The 19,949-nt window shown below is 69.5% G+C and carries 20 protein-coding genes; 13 read left to right on the top strand and 7 right to left on the bottom strand.

Annotated features, from left to right (window positions below):
• Nucleotides 1-2: 2 nt before the first annotated feature.
• The gene (locus VV867_RS08125) at nucleotides 3-893 is read right to left on the bottom strand and encodes a TPM domain-containing protein (protein ID WP_275628361.1); all 891 of its coding nucleotides are present in this window, start codon (nucleotides 891-893) and stop codon (nucleotides 3-5) included.
• Between the two features lie 2 nt (nucleotides 894-895).
• The gene (locus VV867_RS08120) at nucleotides 896-1,510 is read right to left on the bottom strand and encodes a LemA family protein (protein WP_089389887.1); all 615 of its coding nucleotides are present in this window, start codon (nucleotides 1,508-1,510) and stop codon (nucleotides 896-898) included.
• 155 nt (nucleotides 1,511-1,665) lie between these two features.
• Between VV867_RS08120 and VV867_RS08115 the strand changes: the two genes are divergently transcribed.
• The 3 genes from VV867_RS08115 (at nucleotide 1,666) to VV867_RS08105 (ending at nucleotide 3,584) form a co-directional block, all read left to right on the top strand.
• A complete protein-coding gene (locus VV867_RS08115) occupies nucleotides 1,666-2,496 on the top strand; it encodes an EamA family transporter (RefSeq protein ID WP_328566067.1) in 831 nt (276 codons plus the stop codon).
• A gap of 99 nt (nucleotides 2,497-2,595) precedes the next feature.
• On the top strand, nucleotides 2,596-2,982 hold the full coding sequence (locus VV867_RS08110) for an MAPEG family protein (RefSeq protein ID WP_089389889.1): 387 nt from the start codon (nucleotides 2,596-2,598) through the stop codon (nucleotides 2,980-2,982).
• A 143-nt stretch (nucleotides 2,983-3,125) separates the two neighbouring features.
• Complete coding sequence (locus tag VV867_RS08105) at nucleotides 3,126-3,584, top strand: c-type cytochrome (RefSeq protein ID WP_275628362.1); 459 nt, start codon at nucleotides 3,126-3,128, stop codon at nucleotides 3,582-3,584.
• 312 nt (nucleotides 3,585-3,896) lie between these two features.
• Here the strand turns inward: VV867_RS08105 and VV867_RS08100 are convergent, their stop codons facing one another.
• Nucleotides 3,897-4,283 carry a DUF1090 domain-containing protein gene (locus VV867_RS08100; protein WP_109937243.1) on the bottom strand — a complete coding sequence of 129 codons (387 nt, stop codon included), beginning with the start codon at nucleotides 4,281-4,283 and terminating at the stop codon, nucleotides 3,897-3,899.
• Nucleotides 4,284-4,432: 149 nt separating this feature from the next.
• Between VV867_RS08100 and VV867_RS08095 the strand changes: the two genes are divergently transcribed.
• Nucleotides 4,433-5,422 carry an alpha/beta hydrolase family esterase gene (locus VV867_RS08095; protein WP_275628364.1) on the top strand — a complete coding sequence of 330 codons (990 nt, stop codon included), beginning with the start codon at nucleotides 4,433-4,435 and terminating at the stop codon, nucleotides 5,420-5,422.
• On the opposite strand, the gene VV867_RS08090 is transcribed toward VV867_RS08095, so the two are convergent.
• Complete coding sequence (locus VV867_RS08090) at nucleotides 5,401-6,144, bottom strand: metallophosphoesterase (RefSeq protein WP_275628365.1); 744 nt, start codon at nucleotides 6,142-6,144, stop codon at nucleotides 5,401-5,403. The two genes, VV867_RS08095 and VV867_RS08090, sit on opposite strands and share 22 nt — an antisense overlap.
• Before the next feature lie 171 nt (nucleotides 6,145-6,315).
• Between VV867_RS08090 and VV867_RS08085 the strand changes: the two genes are divergently transcribed.
• Entirely contained in the window at nucleotides 6,316-7,617 is a 1,302-nt protein-coding gene (locus VV867_RS08085) for a ferredoxin reductase family protein (protein WP_328566066.1), read from the top strand.
• A gap of 4 nt (nucleotides 7,618-7,621) precedes the next feature.
• Here the strand turns inward: VV867_RS08085 and ligB are convergent, their stop codons facing one another.
• The 3 genes from ligB to VV867_RS08070 form a co-directional block, all read right to left on the bottom strand.
• Nucleotides 7,622-9,271 carry an NAD-dependent DNA ligase LigB gene (gene ligB / locus VV867_RS08080; RefSeq protein WP_328566065.1) on the bottom strand — a complete coding sequence of 550 codons (1,650 nt, stop codon included), beginning with the start codon at nucleotides 9,269-9,271 and terminating at the stop codon, nucleotides 7,622-7,624.
• A gap of 628 nt (nucleotides 9,272-9,899) precedes the next feature.
• The gene (gene metK, locus VV867_RS08075; RefSeq protein ID WP_109937002.1) at nucleotides 9,900-11,090 is read right to left on the bottom strand and encodes a methionine adenosyltransferase; all 1,191 of its coding nucleotides are present in this window, start codon (nucleotides 11,088-11,090) and stop codon (nucleotides 9,900-9,902) included.
• Between the two features lie 16 nt (nucleotides 11,091-11,106).
• Complete coding sequence (locus VV867_RS08070) at nucleotides 11,107-12,108, bottom strand: ArsR/SmtB family transcription factor (protein ID WP_328566064.1); 1,002 nt, start codon at nucleotides 12,106-12,108, stop codon at nucleotides 11,107-11,109.
• A gap of 368 nt (nucleotides 12,109-12,476) precedes the next feature.
• Between VV867_RS08070 and tkt the strand changes: the two genes are divergently transcribed.
• The 8 genes from tkt to VV867_RS08030 all read left to right on the top strand — a co-directional run bounded on the left by tkt (nucleotide 12,477) and on the right by VV867_RS08030 (nucleotide 19,923).
• Complete coding sequence (gene tkt, locus VV867_RS08065) at nucleotides 12,477-14,474, top strand: transketolase (RefSeq protein ID WP_328566063.1); 1,998 nt, start codon at nucleotides 12,477-12,479, stop codon at nucleotides 14,472-14,474.
• Between the two features lie 51 nt (nucleotides 14,475-14,525).
• The gene (gene epd, locus VV867_RS08060; protein WP_109937000.1) at nucleotides 14,526-15,572 is read left to right on the top strand and encodes an erythrose-4-phosphate dehydrogenase; all 1,047 of its coding nucleotides are present in this window, start codon (nucleotides 14,526-14,528) and stop codon (nucleotides 15,570-15,572) included.
• 27 nt (nucleotides 15,573-15,599) lie between these two features.
• Nucleotides 15,600-16,763 (top strand): phosphoglycerate kinase, encoded by a 1,164-nt coding sequence (locus VV867_RS08055; protein ID WP_328566062.1) that lies wholly within the window; start codon nucleotides 15,600-15,602, stop codon nucleotides 16,761-16,763.
• Nucleotides 16,764-16,841: 78 nt separating this feature from the next.
• Entirely contained in the window at nucleotides 16,842-17,036 is a 195-nt protein-coding gene (locus tag VV867_RS08050; RefSeq protein WP_109936998.1) for a hypothetical protein, read from the top strand.
• A 68-nt stretch (nucleotides 17,037-17,104) separates the two neighbouring features.
• Nucleotides 17,105-17,449, top strand: coding sequence for an MliC family protein (locus tag VV867_RS08045; protein WP_109936997.1), 345 nt, complete (start codon nucleotides 17,105-17,107; stop codon nucleotides 17,447-17,449).
• Nucleotides 17,450-17,553: 104 nt separating this feature from the next.
• Nucleotides 17,554-18,618, top strand: coding sequence for a class II fructose-bisphosphate aldolase (fba, locus tag VV867_RS08040; RefSeq protein WP_089389902.1), 1,065 nt, complete (start codon nucleotides 17,554-17,556; stop codon nucleotides 18,616-18,618).
• Nucleotides 18,619-18,686: 68 nt separating this feature from the next.
• The gene (locus tag VV867_RS08035; protein ID WP_109933137.1) at nucleotides 18,687-19,109 is read left to right on the top strand and encodes a hypothetical protein; all 423 of its coding nucleotides are present in this window, start codon (nucleotides 18,687-18,689) and stop codon (nucleotides 19,107-19,109) included.
• Nucleotides 19,110-19,152: 43 nt separating this feature from the next.
• Nucleotides 19,153-19,923 (top strand): class I SAM-dependent methyltransferase, encoded by a 771-nt coding sequence (locus tag VV867_RS08030; protein ID WP_328566061.1) that lies wholly within the window; start codon nucleotides 19,153-19,155, stop codon nucleotides 19,921-19,923.
• Nucleotides 19,924-19,949: the final 26 nt, after the last annotated feature.

Here is a 19,949-nt window from a genome sequence, read left to right as displayed (position 1 = left end):
GCTCACCAGCGGCCGGAGGCCCCGCCGCCGCCGCTGGAACCGCCGCCACCGCCGAAGCCGCCACCACCCCGGCCACCGAAGCCGCCGCCGCCGAAACCGCCGCCGCGCCCGCCACGGAAGAAGCCGGCCGGCAGCAGGAAGAAGGGGTAGGCGATGAGGGCGAAGACGAAGGCGCTGACGCCGTTGTTGACCAGCGCGGCGAAGCTGAAGGTCAGTACCAGGCTGAGCAGCCCGGCCAGCATGCCGACCGCGACGCTGCACGCCACGTAGCGGCCGAAGCTGCGCTGGCGCATGAACGGCAGCGGCAGCAGGCGCCCCAGCAGCGGCACGCCGGCCAGCAGGGCGAACAGGGGCAGCAGGCTGCCGGCCGGCAGGCCCAGATCGTCGCCCTGGGTGGCCTGCTGCGGTTCGGGCAGCGCCTCGCCGTCGATCAGCTTTTCCAGGCTGTCCACCCCGGCCTGCACGCCGCCGGCGAAGTCGCCTTCGCGAAAGCGCGGCACCATCTGTTCACGGATGATGCGCCCGGCCAGGGCATCGGTGATGGCGCCCTCCAGGCCATAGCCGACCTCGATGCGCAGGGAGCGGTCGTCCTTGGCCACCACCAGCAGCACGCCGTCGTCCACGCCCTTGCGGCCCAGCTTCCACTGTTCGAAGGCGCGCACCGCGTACTGCTCGATGCTCTCCTCGCCGGTGCTGGGGATCATCAGCACCGCCAGCTGCGCGCCCTTGCGCTGCTCCAGGGCCGCCAGCCGCTGTTCCAGCCGGTCGCGCTGCTGGGCGTCGAGGGTGGCGGTGAGGTCGGTGACCCGCGCGCTCAGCGGCGGCACGGCCACCTCGGCCTGCGCCAGGCCCGCGCCGCACAGCAGGGCCAGCGCCAGCAGCCAGGCGCGCATGCTCATTGCGCCGGTTGTGGCTGCGGCGTGCCGAAGTCGACCTTGGGCGCGGTGGAGATGGCCGCCTCGTTCTCCACGCTGAAGTTGGCCTTGGGCTGGTAGCCGAAGAGCTTCGCGGTGATCACCTGCGGGAACTGGCGGATCAGCACGTTGTAGTCCTGCACCGCCTTGACGTAGCGGCCGCGGGCCACGGTGATGCGGTTCTCGGTGCCTTCCAGCTGCGTCAGCAGGTCCTTGAACAGGCCGTCGGCCTTGAGCTGTGGATAATTCTCGGTGACCACCAGCAGCCGCGAGAGCGCCGAGCTGAGTTCGCCCTGGGCCTGCTGGAAGCGCTGCATGGCCGCGGCATCGCCGAGCTGGTCGGCATTGAGGGTGGTGCTGCCGACCCTGGCCCGGGCCTCGGTGACCTGGGTGAGCACGGCGGCCTCGTGGGCGGCGTAGCCTTTCACCGTGTTGACCAGGTTGGGCACCAGGTCGGCGCGGCGCTGGTACTGGTTGAGCACCTCGGACCAGGCCGCCTTGACCTGTTCGTCGCCGGCCTGCATGGCGTTGTAGCCGCAGCCGGTGAGCAGGGAGACGAGGACGTAGCAGCACAGGAACTTGAGCATTCGGGGCATGGCAGGGGACTCTGGCGATCGCGAAACCCCCAGTCTAGACCAGCCACGCGCCCCGGTGCGGGGTCGCCTGCACGGTTCAGGGCTTTCCGAGGCTTGCCGGGCATGGGGGGCCAGGCGCTAGAATCGAAACTGGTCTATACCAGGAAGTCCCCGCCTTGTTCGCCACCGCCCTGGTGCTGCTGGCCGCCGTGCTCCACGCGGCCTGGAACACCCTCGTCAAGTTCAGCGCCGACCGCCTGCTGGTGGTGGCCTGCATGGATGTCGTCGGCCTGCTCGTGGCCCTCGCCCTGCTACCCTGGATCAGCTTGCCGCCGGCCGAGGTCTGGCCCTGGCTGGGCAGCGCCGTGGCCCTGCAGCTGGTCTACCGGGTGCTGCTGATCCAGGCCTACAAGGTCGGCGACCTCGGCCTGGTGTACCCGCTGATGCGCGGCCTGTCGCCGCTGGTGGTGCTGGCCCTGACCCTGCTGGTGGGCGGCGAGCAGCTCAGCGACCGGCAGGTCCTGGGCATCCTGCTGATCCCCGTGGGCATGCTGTTCCTGCTCAAGGGCGGCGGCGGCTCGCGGCTGCCCTGGGTGGCCTTTCCCATCGTGCTGCTGATGGGCCTGTGCATCGGCAGCTACACCTGGACCGACGGCCATGCCCTCAAGCGCTGGCCGCAGCCGCTGGACTACCTGGTGTGGCTGACGCTGCTCTCCGGCGTGCCTTTCCCGCTGATAGCCGTCGCCGCGCGCACCCGCGCCTTCGCGCGCTTCTGGCAGACGCAGTGGAAGCTCGGCCTGAGCGTCGGCCTCTGCGTGATGGCCAGCTACGGCCTGGTGCTCTGGGCCATGCAGCTGGGCTCGGTGGCCGAGGCCGCGGCGCTGCGCGAGACCAGCGTGGTGCTGGTGGTGCTGTTCGGCATGCGCTTCCTCAAGGAACCCTTCGGCCTGCCGCGTCTGCTGGCCTGCAGCCTGGTGCTGGCGGGGATGCTGGTGATGAAGTTGTGAGATTGGCCGCAATGGCGGGCATATCCGCCTGGCGGCCACTGACGCTCGCCTATGCTTGGCAGCAACCTGCCATCTTCCCAGCCGACGAGACCTCCGTTCATGCCCATCGCCTTCTGGTGCATCCTCATCGCCCTGTTCCTGCCCTACCTGGGCACCAGCATCGCCAAGTTCACCGGCGGCGGCTTCGGCCCCCGGCAGAACCACGACCCGCGCACCTTCCTGGCCAGCCTGGAGGGCTACCGCAAGCGCGCCAACGCCTTCCAGCTGAACAGCTTCGAGGTCACCCCGGCCTTCGCCATCGCCGTGCTGGTGGCCTACGTGGTGGGCAATGCGGAACCGGCGACCCTCGACACCCTGGCCATCGCCTGGCTCACCAGCCGCCTGCTCTACCTGATCTTCTACCTCGCCGACCTGGCGCTGCTGCGCTCGCTGGTGTGGTTCGTCGGCATGGCGCTGATCGCCGCCTTCTTCGTGGTCTCTGCATGAGCCGCGCCTGAACCGCGGCTGAACGGTTCGCGCATCGCTGCGGCGCATCGCCGCAGACGGGCGAGCGGGCTCTGGATCAATGCCGGGCAGCGGCGGATAATCCGCCGCTCCCGTGTCTGGCCCGTTCCTACAAGAGTCCGCTCATGAAGCTGAAGACCCTGCTCGTCCTGCTGTTGGCCGGTGCCGCCCTGGCCGGCTGCCACCGCCTCGACCCGAATTCCCCGCTGGCCAAGCGCCAGGCGATCTTCAAGCAGATGCTGCACGCCAGCGAGGACATGGGCGGCATGCTGCGCGGCCGCGTCGTCTTCGATGCCGAGAAGTTCCGCGCCAACTCGGTGAAGCTCAATGAACTGGCCAGCCAGCCCTGGCAGTACTTCCCCACCAGCAAACCGGCCGACGAGGGCGGCGACAGCCGCGCCAAGGATGACCTGTGGCAGCGCCAGCTGGAGTTCCAGGCCGACGCCAAGACCCTGCAGCAGGCCGCCGCCGCGCTGGAGACCAACACCCGCCAGGCCACCCCGACCGCCGACGGCGTGCGCAAGGATCTGGCCGCGGTGGAAGACGCCTGCGAGGCCTGCCACAAGAAATTCCGCGCGCTCTGACGGGCGCTTGGCTTTCGTGGGAGCGAGCTTGCTTGCGAATGGAGTTTTCCTGCCGCACTGTCGCTTCAGGTCGACTCCGCCCCCTCTCCCCAGCCCTCTCCCTGAAGGGAGAGGGGGCTTGTCCGTGCCGAGAGAGGTGATGGTGTCAGCCGGAAACCGCTGGCGCTGCCGGTTGACTCAGGAATACCCGAGCACTCCGAACGGTCCCCTCTCCCTTCAGGGAGAGGGTTAGGGAGAGGGGCGGACTTATCCCCGGCGCCATTGCCGCCGGGAGGCACCATTCGCGAGCAAGCTCGCTCCTACAGGTAGCCGCTACTCCTCCAGCTCCCGCTTGGCCTGCTCCAGCTCGGCGCGGGCCTCGGCCAGCTTGTCCTTGCGCTTCTCGATCTTCTCCGCGTCGCCCTTGGCCATGGCCTTGCGCAGGTCGTTCTCGCGCTGGCTGACCTCGCGCTCGGCGTCCAGCACACGCTGGGTGCGCTTCTGCGCCAGGCTGCCGTCGGTGCAGTAGGTCCTCGCCTGCTCGAGGGCCGTCTCCAGGCCGGCGATGGCGCCCTTGTCGCCGCGTGCGCGGGCTTCCTCCAGCTTGCCGGCGATGGCCGCCTGCTTGGCGGCGCAGCCGGTCAGGGGTTGCGCGGACTCTGCGGCGAAGGCGCTGGCGGCGAACAGTGCGGCGAGGGTCAGGGTAATGGTTCGGAACATTCTCGGGTCCTGCGTTACCAAAAGGGATATCGATGCTGGCGAACGTCTAGAGTTTGCCATTAAGTGCGCGCGTGGGGGTTGCCCCACGGCAGTCCGCGGCCTGGTCGATCCGTTGAGCACGCTCCGTCGGGCGGAGCGGGGGAGGCTGGATGCGTATCGCGATTCGCCTGGTTCAGGCGCTGATCCTGCTGTTGCTGGCGGCCTTGCTGGTGGGCGCCTGGTACCTGCTGCCCGGCGAGCAGCTGCGCCCGCCGATGCTCACCGGGGTGAGCGAGGACAGCTCCCTGCGCGCCGGCGGCATGCGCCGCGGCTACGTGCTCTACGTGCCGCCCAACCTGGCGCCGAACCCGGCGCTGCTGGTGGTGCTGCATGCCTCGCGCAGCAATGGCCAGCTGATGCGCCGCGACAGCGGCTTCGGCTTCGACGCCCTGGCCGACCGCGACGGCTTCCTGGTGCTCTACCCGGACGGTTTCGAGGGCCACTGGAACGACTGCCGCAAGGCCGCCAGCTACAGCGCGCGCACCCGCGACATCGACGACGTGGCCTTCCTCACCCGGCTGGTGCGCCGGGTGCAGCGCGAGCGCCAGGTGGACCCGCAGCGGGTGTTCTTCGCCGGCTACTCCAACGGCGGGCAGATGGCCCTGCGCATGGCCGCGGAATCCAAGCTGCCCCTGGCCGGCATCGCCCTGGTGGCGGCCAGCCTGCCGAGCGTGGAAAACGACGCCTGCGCGGCGCAGCAGCGGGCCGTGGCGGCACTGCTGATGAACGGCACGCGCGACCCGATCAACCCCTACGACGGCGGGCGGGTGAAGCTGTTCGGCTTCGGCGACCGCGGCGAGGTGCTCTCCAGCGAGGCCTCGGCCGGCGAGCTGGCGCGGCGCAACGGCATCGGCGCGGCGGCGCAGCGCGAGCCGCTGACGCGCCCCGGCCCGGTCTGGTCGGAGCGCTGGCTGTGGCAGGGCGAAGGGCTGCCGCCGGTGGAACTGGTGAGCGTGCACGGCGGCGGCCACCTATTGTCGCAGCCGGGCTACCGGCCGCCGCGCCTGCTCGGCATCGCCGACCCCGAGCTGGACGGGCCGGCGGAGATCTGGCGCTTCTTCAACCAGTTGCCGGTGGTTCAGACGTCCACGGTGCCGTAGGGGTCGAAGCCGCCCCTTTCGCCCGGGTAGCCGCCCGGGTTGGCCACCACCCGGGCACGGCCGATGCGGTAGTCCAGGGCATCGTGCACGTGGCCGTGCAGCCACAGGTCGCACTGCTGCACCAGCTGTTCCAGGTCCGAGGCGAAGGCCGGCGACAGGCTGTCGCCGACGTATTGCGGCGGGATGGAGCGGGCGCTGGGCGCGTGGTGGGTGACCACCACGCTCGGCCCGGCGAAGGGCTCGGCCAACTGCGCCGCCAGCCAGTCCCGCGAGGCCTGGAACAGCTGCTGGCTGAGCGCCGGGGTGAAGGGCGCGGTGAACCAGTCGATGCAGCTGAAGTCAGGCATCAGGCGCAGCGCGCGCTGCAGCGTCAGGGGCAGGGTTTCCTCGCCGTAGAGCAGGAAGTCCGTCCACAGGGTGGCGCCGAGGATGCGTACGCCATCGATGACCACGGCGTCGTTCTCCAGGAAGTGGATGTCCAGGGCGCGGGCCAGGTTGCGCATGGCCTGGGTCAGTTCGGGCAGGTCCGAGTCGTAGAACTCGTGGTTGCCGGCGACGTAGACCACCGGGGTGTCGGGAAAGGCCTCGCGGGCCCAGTGCAGGCCCTGCAGGTGCTCGTGGATGTCGCCGGCCAGCACCACCAGGTCGGCGTCCACCGCGGGCAGCTCGCGGCGGCCGCCGAAGTGTTCGTGGTGCAGGTCGGAGAGGACGCGGATACGCATGGCGGGGGCTCCTGGCTCGATCCGGCATTGTGCGGCAGGCCCGCGGACTTGCCCAGCGCTTGACCTGGGTCATGGCAAGCCCGATCGACGGATAATTCCCACACTATATTCAGGGATGATTAAGGCCTCGCCGCCAGCTTCGAGCCAGCAAGGCAATCCACGGGAGGCCCCATGAAATTCGTCTGGATCGTCCTCGCCGCCGTGCTGGCGGCGTTCGGGCTGGCGCTGGTGCTCGATCCGCCCGCCACCTTCGATGTCTGGGTACTGCGCAAGCAGGCCATCCTGCTGAGCGGCGTCGCCGCCTTCGCGCTGATGTCGGCGATCATGCTCCTGGCGGTGCGCCCGGCCTGGCTGGAACGGCCGCTGGGCGGGCTCGACCGCATGTACCGCGCGCACAGGTGGGCGGGCATCCTGGCCATCGTCCTGGGCCTGCTGCACTACCTGATGGAGCTGGGCGGGCCGCTGCTGGCGGCGTTCGTCGCCAAGCCGGCGAAGGGGCCGCGGGTGGAGACCTTCCTCGACGTCTTCCGTGGCTCGGCCAAGGAGCTGGGCGAGTGGTCGGCCTGGCTGCTCGCCGCCATGCTGGTGCTGACGCTCTGGCAGCGTTTCCCGTATCACCTGTGGCGCTACGTGCACAAGGTGCTGGCGCTGGTGTACCTGGTGCTGGCCTTCCATGGCGTGGTGCTGGCGCCGGCCGGCTACTGGACGCAGCCGCTCGGCTGGCTGGTGGCGCTGTGCGCGGCGCTGGGCTCGGTGTGCGCGCTGATCGCCCTGAGCGGGCGCATCGGCCGGCGGCGCACGCACCAGGGCGTGGTGGTGGCGGTGGAGCGGCCCGGCGAGCGCATGCTGGAGGTCACCTGCCGGCTCGGCCGCGACTGGCGGCACAAGGCCGGGCAGTTCGCCTTCCTCACCTGCGACCGCCTGGAGGGCCAGCACCCCTTCAGCATTTCCAGCGCCGACCGCGGCAACGGCGAGGTGCGCTTCAGCATCAAGGCCCTGGGCGACTACACCCGGCGCCTGCAGGACGCCCTGGCGGTGGGCGATGCGGTGAAGGTCGAGGGACCCTACGGCTGCTTCGACTTCCGCCGTGGCGGCGAGCGCCAGGTGTGGATCGCCGGCGGCATCGGCATCACGCCCTTCCTGGCCTGGCTGGAGGCGCTGCAGCAGCACCCGGCCGATGCGCCGGAGGTGGAACTGCACTACTGCGTGCGCAGCCCCGCCGACGCCATCTACGCCGGGCGCCTGCGCGAGCTGTGCGACGGCCTGCCCAGCGTCGCGCTGAAGGTCCACTACAGCGCCGAGGAGGGCTACCTGCGCGGTGACGACCTGGCCATGGCGCCGGATGCCGACGGCCGCTGGCCGAGCCTGTGGTTCTGCGGCCCCCAGGGCCTGGCCGACCTGCTGCGCCGCGACCTCGGCCGGCGCGGCATGCCGGCGCGCAATTTCCACCAGGAAGCCTTCCGCATGCGCTGAGGGCTCAGAAGCCTTCCACCCCGGCGGCGGCGAGCTGCTCGCCCAGGCGTCGCACCTCGCCGTCGGCGAAAAAAGCCTGCAGCTGCCGGGCGCGGACCGCTCCGATGCCCGGCAGCTGGCGCCAGTCGCCCGCCTGCCGGGCGGCCAGTTCGGCCCAGCGCTCGTTCGCCGGCAGCTCGTCGGCCTGGGGCGCGCCGAGGGCCCGCAGCCAGCGCGCGAAGGGCCGCTGCCTTGCGGCACGGAACTGGCCGTGGAGGGCCTCGCCGCCGGGGACCTGCCGCAGGCTCTGCGCGGAGAGCTCCAGCCAGTCCAGCAGCCCTTCCAGGTGGCCCGCCTGCAGCAAGGTTCGCCAGGTTCCGGGGCCGACGCCTTCCAGGGCCAGCCCCTGCTCGCCGCCCAGCCAGGCGAGGCGGGCGAGGAACTGTTCCTCGCAGCCGGGCGTCGCCCGCCAGCAACTGAGGGCGTGGTAGCGCCCGGGCTTCGGCGGCTCCACCGCAAGGCGCCGGGGCGAGCGCCAGACCACGCTTTCCAGACGCGGGATGGTCAGGCCGGCCAGGGCGATGGCCACCTGGTCGCCGGGGCGGATGTCCAGGGCCTGCCAGCGCCGCGTCGAGCCGAGGCTGACCTGGGCGATGCGGCGGTCGTCCAGCATCACCGGCTGCAGTTCCAGCAGCGGCGTCACCCGCCCGGTGCGGCCGATGCGGAAATGCACCCGGCGCACCTCGGCCAGGGCCTGGCGGTAAGGGTATTTCCAGGCCAGCGCCCAGCTGGCGCCCCCGGCCTGCCAGGCATTCGCGGCGGGGCGCGAGCCCTGGCGGACGACGATGCCGTCGCTGGCGAAGGGCAGGGGGCTGCGGTACCAGTGTTCGCGCTGGCGGCGGATCGTCTCGAAGTCCGGTGCCGGCAGGGTGAGGGCGGCGCTCTCGGCGAAGCCCAGTTTTCGCATCAGCGCCAGGCGGGCCGGCATGTCCGTCGGGCCGAACGGCAGTTCCCAGACGAACAGCCCGACCTGCGCGACTTCCGCGCCCGGCTCGCTGCGCGCCATCAGCCCGGCCACCTTGCCGCGGGCGCCCAGGCCGCCCCGTTGCGCCTGCACGTGGCCCGGCAGGCGCCAGTAGAGTTCGCCCTGCAGCACCCGCCGGCCCGCGCCGGGCAGGCGCTGCGGCACGGCCGGCAGGCGGCGGGCATTGGCGGTCCAGTCCTGGCCGCGCAGGCCGTCGCCGCGGCTGATGGCCTGGCGCAGTTCGCCGTCCTGGTAGACCAGTGTCACGGCCACGCCGTCGACCTTGGGCTGCACCCAGAGGTCCTCGCGCCCCGCCACCCAGCGGCGGACGCCAGTGGCGTCGGCGGCCTTGTCCAGGCCGGTATGGGCCGCGGGGTGGCGCAGCTTGCCGCGGTTGGTCGTAAGTGGTGGGGGCGGCTCGATGGCGAGTTGTGGATAACAGCCGCGCCAAAGGCTGAAGCGTTGCCGGGCCTGGTCGTAGAGTTCATCAGCGATCGGGCTTGCGCCGCGCTGGTGGTAGGCCTGGTCCCAGGCTTCCAGTTGCTGGCGCAGGCCCAGCAGTTCTTCGCGGGCGCGCTGTTCGGGCCAGTCGGGGCAGGCCATGGAGAGGGTAGGGACGAGCAGCAGGGCTGAGGCGAGCAGGGCTTTCATCGGCGGGCTTCCTTGCGCCTGGAGGGGGTTCCAGGCTAGGCGCGCCGCTGCCGCGAAGGGGCCGGGTGGGACGTGGGAGGTTTCCGGGATGCGGCGTCATCGCGACCAGCGCTTTGTGGATGGATTCAGGGAGCGTCGTGATTCCACTTCACGCCGAACGGTCCCCTCTCCCGCTTGCGGGGGAGGGTTAGGGTGGGGGAGCGGAGTACAGGATTGGCAATGGAGTGTCGGCGAAGTCCATTGCCCTCACCCCAGCCCTCTCCCAGAGGGAGAGGGGGCCGTTCGGAGTGGGTGGATAACGCAGCGTTAGCCGGCAGGTTCGTAGGGCGTATAACCGTTCGCGGTTATACGCCGTTGGCCGGTGCGCCGATGCCCTTCATGGAACTGTAGGAGCGAGCTTGCTCGCGAACGGGGTTTGCCGGGGGTGTAGGTGGGGTTGAGAGCGCCCTCTCCCCAGCCCTCTCCCTGAAGGGAGAGGGGGCTGTTCGGAGTGGCCGGAGAATTCGAAGTCATCCTGAAGCGCCTAACCCCACCCCATACGAAAAATGCCGTTTCCCCTAACCAGAGAAACGGCACTCTTCCTTACAGCGAACAGCCCGCCGGAGCAGGCTGTTCTGTCGGGCGGACCTTACAGGCCGGCCGCGTCACGCAGGGCGGCGGCCTTGTCGGTGCGCTCCCAGGTGAAGGCGGTGAAGGTGTCGTCGCCGTAGGTCAGCTCGTACGGGTTGCGGCCGAAGTGACCGTAGGCCGCGGTGGGCTGGTACATCGGGTGTAGCAGGTCGAGCATCTTGGTGATGGCGTACGGGCGCAGGTCGAAGTGCTCGCGGACCAGCTGGACGATCTTGTCGTCGCTGATCTTGCCGGTGCCGAAGGTGTTCACCGAGATGGAGGTCGGCTGAGCCACGCCGATGGCGTAGGACACCTGGATTTCGCAGCGCTCGGCCAGGCCCGCGGCGACGATGTTCTTGGCCACGTAGCGGCCGGCGTAGGCGGCGCTGCGGTCGACCTTGGACGGGTCCTTGCCGGAGAAGGCGCCGCCGCCGTGGCGGGCCATGCCGCCGTAGGAGTCGACGATGATCTTGCGCCCGGTCAGGCCGCAGTCGCCCACCGGGCCGCCGATGACGAAGTTGCCGGTCGGGTTGATGTGGAACTGGGTGTCCTTGTGCAGCAGCTCGGCCGGCAGCACGTGCTTGATGATCAGCTCCATCACGCCTTCGCGCAGGTCGGCGTAGGAGACGTCCGGGTTGTGCTGGGTGGACAGCACGATGGCGTCGATGCCGACTACCTTGCCACCTTCGTAGCGGCAGGTGACCTGGCTCTTGGCGTCCGGGCGCAGCCACGGCAGCAGGCCGGACTTGCGCGCCTCGGCCTGGCGCTCGACCAGGCGGTGGGAGAAGCAGATCGGCGCCGGCATCAGCACGTCGGTCTCGTTGCTGGCGTAGCCGAACATCAGGCCCTGGTCACCCGCGCCCTGGTCTTCCGGCTTGGCGCGGTCGACGCCCTGGTTGATGTCCACGGACTGCTTGCCGATGATGTTCAGCACGCCGCAGGTGGCGCCGTCGAAGCCGACGTCGGAGCTGTTGTAGCCGATGTCGATGATGACCTTGCGCACCAGGTCTTCGAGGTCGACCCAGGCCGAGGTGGTGACTTCGCCGGCGATGATGGCGACGCCGGTCTTCACCAGGGTCTCGCAGGCCACGCGGGCGTACTTGTCCTTGGCGATGATGGCGTCGAGCACCGCGTCGGAGATCTGGTCGGCGATCTTGTCCGGATGGCCTTCGGATACGGATTCGGAGGTGAAAATCGAGTATTCGCTCATCTAACGGTTCCTGTCTTTACCGGTGGGTGAGGACGCTTCGCGAATCCGGCTTGGCGAAATGCCGCACCTGGATCTGAAAGCCATTACGTAAACCAATGTACAAGCTCTCGCCGGGGGCGAGCCCCGCGGCATCGGCCCAAAGGGCCAGGTCTTCCTGTTCGAACCCCAGCCAGAGGTCCCCGCAGGCTTCGCGGGCCCAGCTCTGGTCGTGGCTGCACAGTTCGGTCACCAGCAGGCTGCCGCCCGGCTTCACCAGGCGCGCCAGCTGGCGCAGGGCCTCGGCGGGCGCCGCGAAATGGTGCAGCACCATGTTCAGCACCACGCAGTCGGCCGGTTCGGCGGCGTCGCGCAGGGCGTCGGCCAGGTCCAGCCGCACGTTCGTCAGCCCTGCCTCCAGGCAGCGCCGGCGGGCCAGGTCGAGCATGGCCACGCTGTTGTCCAGCGCGGTCACCCGCGCGAAACGCCGGGCCAGCTCGGGGAGGAACCCGCCGTCGCCGGGGCCGACTTCCAGCGCCGTGGCGCCGGGGGCGAAGCTCAGTGCGTCGAGCAGCGCCAGAACGCTTTCGCGGTATTGCGGCAGCCCCGCGATCAGGTCCTGCGTGGCCTGGAACTTCTCCGCGCTGCGGGCGAAGTAGTCGCGGCTGACCGCCGCACGCTGGGCATGCACCGCGGCGACGCGGGCGTCCACCTCGGCCGGCAGCGCCAGCTCGTCCACTTCCGCCAGCAGCGCCCCGTGCAGCTTGCCGCCGAGTCTGTCGGCCTGGGGCAGGGCGCGGCGGTAGAAGATCGCGTTGCCTTCGCGGCGCGTCGCCACCAGGCCGGCCTGGGCCAGCACCTTGAGGTGGTGGCTCATGCCCGACTGGCGGATGGCGAAGATCTGCGCCAGCTCCAGCACGCCGAACGAATCGTTGGCCAGCACCCGCAGCACGTTCAGCCGCAGCGGGTCGCCGCCGGCCTTGCACAGCGCGGCCAGCTCGTCGCAGGCATCGTGGCGGATCAGGGGCATGCGCAGGCTCATAGGGGGCGGAGTCTAGAGGCCCGCGGCGATGGTGGCAACGGCTGTATCAAAAAGTTTTGATATTGGAGACGGAAGGTAGCTGCAAGCGGCAAGCGGCAAGCGGCAAGCCGCAAGCCGCAAGCAAGGGCGGGGAGGGCGCGCGGGCCAAACGCAGGAGTTTGCAGTTTGCAGTTTGCAGTTTGCAGTTTGCAGTTTGCAGTTTGGAGCTTTGAGCTTTGAGCTTTGAGCTTGTGGCTTGTGGCTTGTGGCTTGCCGCTTCCGAACCGGCCGCCCGATTGTCATTGCCCCGCGATGGCCGGCTGGGCGAAAATGGCCGCCTTTTTTCATCCCTTCGATCAATCGAAGCAGCCCCCGCAGGAGATTCAGCGATGCCCAGCCGTCGTGAGCGAGCCAATGCCATCCGCGCACTGAGCATGGATGCCGTGCAGAAAGCCAACAGCGGCCACCCCGGTGCCCCCATGGGCATGGCGGACATCGCCGAAGTGCTCTGGCGCGACTACCTCAAGCACAACCCGGTGAACCCGCAGTGGGCCGACCGCGACCGCTTCGTGCTGTCCAACGGCCACGGCTCGATGCTGATCTACTCGCTGCTGCACCTGACCGGCTACGACCTGGGCATCGAGGACCTGAAGAACTTCCGCCAGCTCAACTCGCGCACCCCGGGCCACCCGGAGTACGGCTACACCGCGGGCGTGGAGACCACCACCGGCCCGCTCGGCCAGGGCATCGCCAACGCCGTGGGCATGGCCCTGGCGGAGAAGGTGCTGGCCGCGCAGTTCAACCGCGAAGGCCACGCCATCGTCGACCACTACACCTACGCCTTCCTCGGCGACGGCTGCATGATGGAAGGCATTTCCCATGAAGTCGCCTCCCTGGCCGGCACCCTGCGCCTGAACAAGCTGGTCGCCTTCTACGACGACAACGGCATCTCCATCGACGGCGAGGTCCACGGCTGGTTCACCGACGACACCCCGAAGCGCTTCGAGGCCTACGGCTGGCAGGTGATCCGCAACGTCGACGGCCACGACGCCGACGAGATCAAGACCGCCATCGAGACCGCGCGCAAGAGCGACGCGCCGACGCTGATCTGCTGCAAGACCGTGATCGGCTTCGGCTCGCCGAACAAGCAGGGCAAGGAAGAGTGCCACGGCGCGCCGCTGGGCAACGACGAGATCGCCGCCACCCGCGCCGCCCTGGGCTGGAACCATGGCCCGTTCGAAGTCCCCGCCGAGATCTACGCCGAGTGGGACGCCAAGGAAGCCGGCGCCGCCCGCGAAGCCGAGTGGAACCAGCGCTTCGCCGCCTACCAGGCCGCCCACCCGGAACTGGCCGCCGAGTTCCAGCGCCGCATCAAGGGTGAACTGCCGGCCGACTTCGCCGAGCAGGCCGCCGCCTACGTCGCCGAGGTCGCCGCCAAGGGCGAGACCATCGCCAGCCGCAAGGCCAGCCAGAACGCGCTGAACGCCTTCGGCCCGCTGCTGCCGGAACTGCTGGGCGGCTCCGCTGACCTGGCCGGCTCCAACCTGACCCTGTGGAAGGGCTGCAAGGGCGTGACCCCGGCCGACGCTTCCGGCAACTACGTGTTCTACGGCGTGCGCGAGTTCGGCATGAGCGCCATCATGAACGGCGTGGCCCTGCACGGTGGCTTCATTCCCTACGGCGCGACCTTCCTGATCTTCATGGAATACGCCCGCAACGCGGTGCGCATGTCCGCGCTGATGAAGCAGCGCGTGCTCTACGTGTTCACCCACGATTCCATCGGCCTGGGCGAGGACGGCCCGACCCACCAGCCCATCGAGCAGCTGGCCAGCCTGCGCCTGACGCCGAACCTGGACACCTGGCGCCCGGCCGACGCGGTCGAGTCCGCGGTGGCCTGGAAGTACGCCATCGAGCGCAACGACGGCCCCTCGGCGCTGATCTTCAGCCGCCAGAACCTGCCGCACCAGGCGCGCGACGCCGAGCAACTGGCCAACGTCGCCCGCGGCGGCTACGTGCTCAAGGACTGCGCCGGCGAGCCGGAACTGATCCTGATCGCCACCGGTTCGGAAATCGGCCTGGCCGTGCAGGCCTACGACAAGCTCAGCGCCGAAGGCCGCAAGGTGCGCGTGGTCTCCATGCCCTCCACCAGCGTCTTCGAGCAGCAGGATGCCGGCTACAAGCAGGCCGTGCTGCCGGTGCAGGTCGGTGCGCGCATCGCCATCGAGGCCGCCCATGCCGACTACTGGTACAAGTACGTGGGCCTGGAAGGCCGCGTGATCGGCATGACCACCTTCGGCGAGTCGGCCCCGGCCCCGGCGCTGTTCGAGCACTTCGGCTTCACCGTCGACAACGTGCTGGAAGTGGCCGCCGAGCTGCTCGACGCCTGATGCCGTGAACGCCGGGGCGCCACGCGCGCCCCGGCGAACCAAGGGATAACAATGTCCAAGCGCCCTTACCGTGTCGCCCTCAATGGCTACGGCCGCATCGGCCGTTGCGTGTTCCGCGCCCTCCACGAGCGCGGCGCGAAGGCCGGCTTCTCCGTGGTCGCGCTGAACGACCTGGCCGACCTGGCGAGCCTGGAATACCTGACCCGCTTCGACTCCACCCACGGCCGCTTCCCCGGCGAGGTGAGCGTGGCCGACGGCTGCCTGCACGTCGGCGGCGACTGCGTGAAGGTGCTGCGCCAGGCCGAGCCCGAGGCCATCGACTGGGCCGCGCTGGACGTCGACCTGGTGCTGGAGTGCTCCGGCGTCTACCACAGCCGCGCCGATGGCGAGCGCTTCCTCGCCGCCGGCGCGCCGCGGGTGCTGTTCTCCCAGCCCATGGCCAGCGAGGCCGACGTCGACGCCACCGTGGTCTTCGGCATCAACCAGCAGCAGCTGTCCGGCGCCGAGAGGCTGGTGTCCAACGCCTCCTGCACCACCAACTGCAGCGTGCCGCTGCTCAAGCTGCTGAACGAGGCGGTGGGCATCGAGTACGTGTCGATCACCACCATCCACTCGGCGATGAACGACCAGCCGGTGATCGACGCCTACCACCACGAGGACCTGCGCCGCACGCGCTCGGCGTTCCAGTCGGTGATTCCCGTTTCGACGGGGCTCGCGCGGGGCATCGAGCGCCTGCTTCCGGAACTTGCCGGGCGTATCCAGGCCAAAGCCATCCGGGTGCCGACGGTGAACGTCTCGGCGCTGGACATCACCCTGCAGGTTTCCCGCGACACCAGTGCCGCGGAAATCAACCGGGTGCTGCGCGAGGCCGCCAGCAGCGGGCCGCTCAAGGGCCTGCTGGACTACACCGAACTGCCCCACGCCAGTTGCGACTTCAACCACGACCCGCACTCGGCGATCGTCGACGGCAGCCAGACCCGCGTCTCCGGGCCGCGCCTGGTGAACCTGCTGGCCTGGTTCGACAACGAGTGGGGCTTCGCCAACCGCATGCTCGACACCGCGGGGCACTTCCTGCGGGTCGCCGCCAGTGAACGTTAAACACACAGCCCATACAGGACTGACGTCATGACCGTTTTGAAGATGACCGACCTCGACCTCCAAGGTAAGCGCGTGCTGATCCGCGAGGACCTCAACGTGCCGGTGAAGGACGGCGTGGTGAAGAGCGACGCCCGCATCCTGGCCGCGCTGCCCACCCTCAAGCTGGCCCTGGAGAAGGGCGCGGCGGTGATGGTCTGCTCGCACCTGGGCCGCCCCACCGAAGGCGAGTTCTCCGAGGAGAACAGCCTCAAGCCGGTCGCTGATTACCTGAGCAAGGCCCTGGGCCGCGACGTGCCGCTGGTGCGTGACTACCTCGACGGCGTCGAGGTCAAGCCGGGCGAGCTGGTGCTGTTCGAGAACGTGCGCTTCAACAAGGGCGAGAAGAAGAACGCCGACGAGCTGGCGCAGAAGTACGCCGCGCTGTGCGACGTCTTCGTCATGGATGCCTTCGGCACCGCCCACCGCGCCGAGGGCTCGACCCACGGCGTGGCCAAGTTCGCCAGGGTCGCCGCGGCCGGCCCGCTGCTGGCTGCCGAGCTGGACGCCCTGGGCAAGGCCCTGGGCAACCCGGCCCGGCCGATGGCCGCCATCGTCGCCGGCTCCAAGGTGTCCACCAAGCTCGACGTGCTCAACAGCCTGGCGCAGATCTGCGACCAGCTGATCGTCGGCGGCGGCATCGCCAACACCTTCCTCGCCGCGGCCGGCTACAAGGTCGGCAAGTCGCTGTACGAAGCCGACCTGGTCGACACCGCCAAGGCCATCGCGGCCAAGGTCAGCGTGCCGCTGCCGGTGGACGTGGTGGTGGCCAAGGAATTCGCCGAAAGCGCCGTTGCGACCGTCAAGGCCATCGCCGACGTCGCCGACGACGACATGATCCTCGACATCGGCCCGCAGACCGCCGCGCAATTCGCCGAGCTGCTGAAGTCGTCGAAGACCATCCTGTGGAACGGCCCGGTGGGCGTCTTCGAGTTCGACCAGTTCGGCGAGGGCACCAAGACCCTGGCCCTGGCCATCGCCGAGAGCCCGGCCTTCTCCATCGCCGGTGGCGGCGACACCCTGGCGGCCATCGACAAATATGGCGTGGCCGAGCGGATCTCCTACATTTCCACTGGCGGCGGCGCCTTCCTCGAGTTCGTCGAGGGCAAGGTCCTGCCGGCCGTGGAGGTGCTGGAGCAGCGCGCCAAGCCGTAAGCGCACGAGCGATTCGGGGCAACCTTGCGGCGTCCCCGGGGGTCACAACCTTCGAGGACGGGACAAAGGAGAGCAATCATGCCCCACGTCGCCCTTGGCTTCGCGTTTTGCCTGATACTGGCCGGCTGCAGCGGCTCTGGCGGTAAACCCGCCACCTGCGAGCTGGTCAGCCCGCCCGAGGTGATGGTCCCCAGCGACCAGAACCGCGAGCGGGTGGAGAGCCTGAGTACCGGCGATCCGACCCCGGCCGGGAAACCGGTGAACTGCCCCTGAACGGGGGCGCCGGTGCGGCGCGGGGCTGAATGGACATACGGCATCGCCGTGAGAGGGAGAATTGCCCGATGAAGCGTTACCTCGCCGCCCTGGCCCTGGGCGCCCTGCTGGCCGGTTGCTCCAGCCACCCCGCGGGGAGCGGCGCCGGCGCCGCCAAGGGGGGCGGGTGGAACCACTGGACCTGCGACAGCGGCGCCGTGGTGATCTGGCGCTACGTCGAGGGTACCCGCTCGTCGGTGGTGGACCTGCGCCTGGGTGAGGACGACGTCGTCCATCACCTGGAGGAGGAACCCGGCGGCTCCGGTGCTTTCTATAGCGACGGACTGGTCGGTTTCAGCGTTACCGGCGACCAGGGGCTGATCTACTGGGTGGAGAGCAACGACCTGATCGGCCGCGGCTGCCACGCACGCTAGCTCCGGTATGGCGCCGTGCGGCGCAACAGACTTGAATGCAGCCTGCCCCTACGGCAGGCTGTCGAACCATAGAACGAGCCCAACTTCCTGGGAGAAGTGAAAACATGGCACTCATCAGCATGCGCCAAATGCTGGACCACGCCGCCGAGTTCGGCTACGGCGTCCCGGCTTTCAACGTCAACAACCTCGAGCAGATGCGCGCCATCATGGAAGCGGCCGACAAGACCGATTCCCCGGTGATCGTGCAGGCCTCGGCCGGCGCCCGCAAATACGCCGGCGCGCCCTTCCTGCGCCACCTGATCCTGGCGGCCATCGAGGAATTCCCGCACATCCCGGTGTGCATGCACCAGGACCACGGCACCAGCCCGGACGTCTGCCAGCGTTCGATCCAGCTGGGCTTTTCCTCGGTGATGATGGACGGCTCGCTGAAGGAAGACGGCAAGACCCCGGCCGACTACGACTACAACGTCCGCGTAACCCAGCAGACCGTGGCCTTCGCCCATGCCTGCGGCGTGTCCGTGGAAGGTGAGCTGGGCTGCCTGGGCTCCCTGGAAACCGGCATGGCCGGCGAGGAAGACGGCGTCGGCGCCGAAGGCGTGCTGGACCACAGCCAACTGCTGACCGACCCGGAAGAAGCCGCCGACTTCGTCAAGAAAACCAAGGTCGACGCCCTGGCCATCGCCATCGGCACCAGCCACGGCGCCTACAAGTTCACCAAGCCGCCGACCGGCGACATCCTCGCCATCGACCGCATCAAGGCGATCCACGCGCGCATCCCCGGCACCCACCTGGTGATGCACGGCTCCTCCTCGGTGCCGCAGGACTGGCTGGCGATCATCAACGAGTTCGGCGGCGAAATCCCGGAAACCTACGGCGTTCCGGTCGAGGAAATCGTCGAAGGCATCAAGTACGGCGTCCGCAAGGTGAACATCGACACCGACCTGCGCCTGGCTTCCACCGGCGCCATCCGTCGCTTCCTGGCGAAGAACCCGAGCGAATTCGACCCGCGCAAGTACTTCGCCAAGACCATCGAAGCCATGCGCGATGTCTGCATCGCCCGCTACGAAGCCTTCGGCACCGCCGGTCACGCCTCCAAGATCAAGCCGATCTCCCTGGAAGGCATGTTCCAGCGCTACGCCAAGGGCGAGCTGGAGCCGAAGATCAACTGATCCGGCCCCGCCCCCGAAGAGCCCCGCCCCGGCGGGGCTCTTTCGTATCCACGCCCCCGGAGGCCGCCATGCGTTGGCTCGTTCCCCTGCTGATGCTCCTGCTCGCCGGTTGCGCTGCGCAGCCGCCCGGCCCGCCTGCGCCCGCCGAAGCCCCCGCGCCGCGAGCGCCCACGCTCGATTTGCCGATGGATGCGCAGAACTGCCTGAGCCATACCGAGTGCACGCTGAAGACCTCGCGCTCGCTGCTGTTCGTCTTCGACTACGCCGCGGCCGGCGCGCCGCTGGTGGTCAGCGAAGGGCGCCTGCTGAGCACTCCGGAGAAGGTGCCGAACCGGGGCTGGCCGGCGCTGCGCATCCAGCTCGCCGAGCCCGATGGCGGGCGCTTCGAGTTCCACAGCCAGTGCCGGCAGAAGCGCTGCCGGATCAGCGAGGCCAGGCTGCTCGCCTGCTACCGCGACTACCTCGAAGGCCAGGCCTGCCGGCTGCGCTGAGTGTGCTATACCGGAGGGCGATCCCCTACAGGAGAGCCGTTCCATGGACAGCGTTCACGCCAGCGCCCAGCAGGGCTTCGGCCAGGAGGCCGAGACCTACGCCCACGGGCGCCCCGAATACCCCGACGAACTGCTCGGCTGGCTCGACGGCAGCCTCGGCATCCATGCCGCCAGCAAGGTGGCCGACCTGGGGGCCGGCACCGGCAAGTTCACCCGCCTGCTGCTGCGCACCGGCGCCGAAGTGACCGCCATCGAGCCGATGGCGGCCATGCGCGAGCGCCTGCACCAGGAGCTGCCCGACGTGCGCGTGCTGGAAGGCACCGCCCAGGGCATGCCGCTGGCCGACGCCAGCCTGGACGCGGTGCTCTGCGCCCAGGCCTTCCACTGGTTCGCCAAGCCCGAGGCGCTGCGCGAGATCCATCGCGTGCTGCGCCCGCGCGGCCACCTGGGCCTGGTGTGGAACGTGCGCGACGAGCGGGTGGACTGGGTCGCCGAACTGGCCCACATAGTCGCGCCCTACGAGGGCAGCACCCCGCGCTTCCACACCGGCGAATGGCGCCGCGCCTTCGCCGGCGCGCCCTTCGGCCCGATGCAGCTGCGCGAGTTCAGCTACCGCCACGTCGGCCCGCCGGAGCAGGTGATAGTGGCGCGGACCCTGTCGATCAGCTTCATCGCCGCGCTGCCGGCGGAGCAGAAGGCGCGGGTCGAGCAGCGCCTGCGCGAGCTGATCGCCAGCCACCCGGCGCTCAAGGACCAGGCCGAGGTGGCCTTCCCCTACCGTACCGAAGCCTATTCGGCGGTGGTGCTGGACTGAGACTGCGAAGGGGCGCGCGGATCGGC

The organism is Pseudomonas sp. JH-2, from assembly GCF_036231725.1.
In the GTDB taxonomy this organism is placed as follows: domain Bacteria; phylum Pseudomonadota; class Gammaproteobacteria; order Pseudomonadales; family Pseudomonadaceae; genus Pseudomonas; species Pseudomonas delhiensis.
This window is presented reverse-complemented; position numbering and strand designations above follow the sequence as displayed.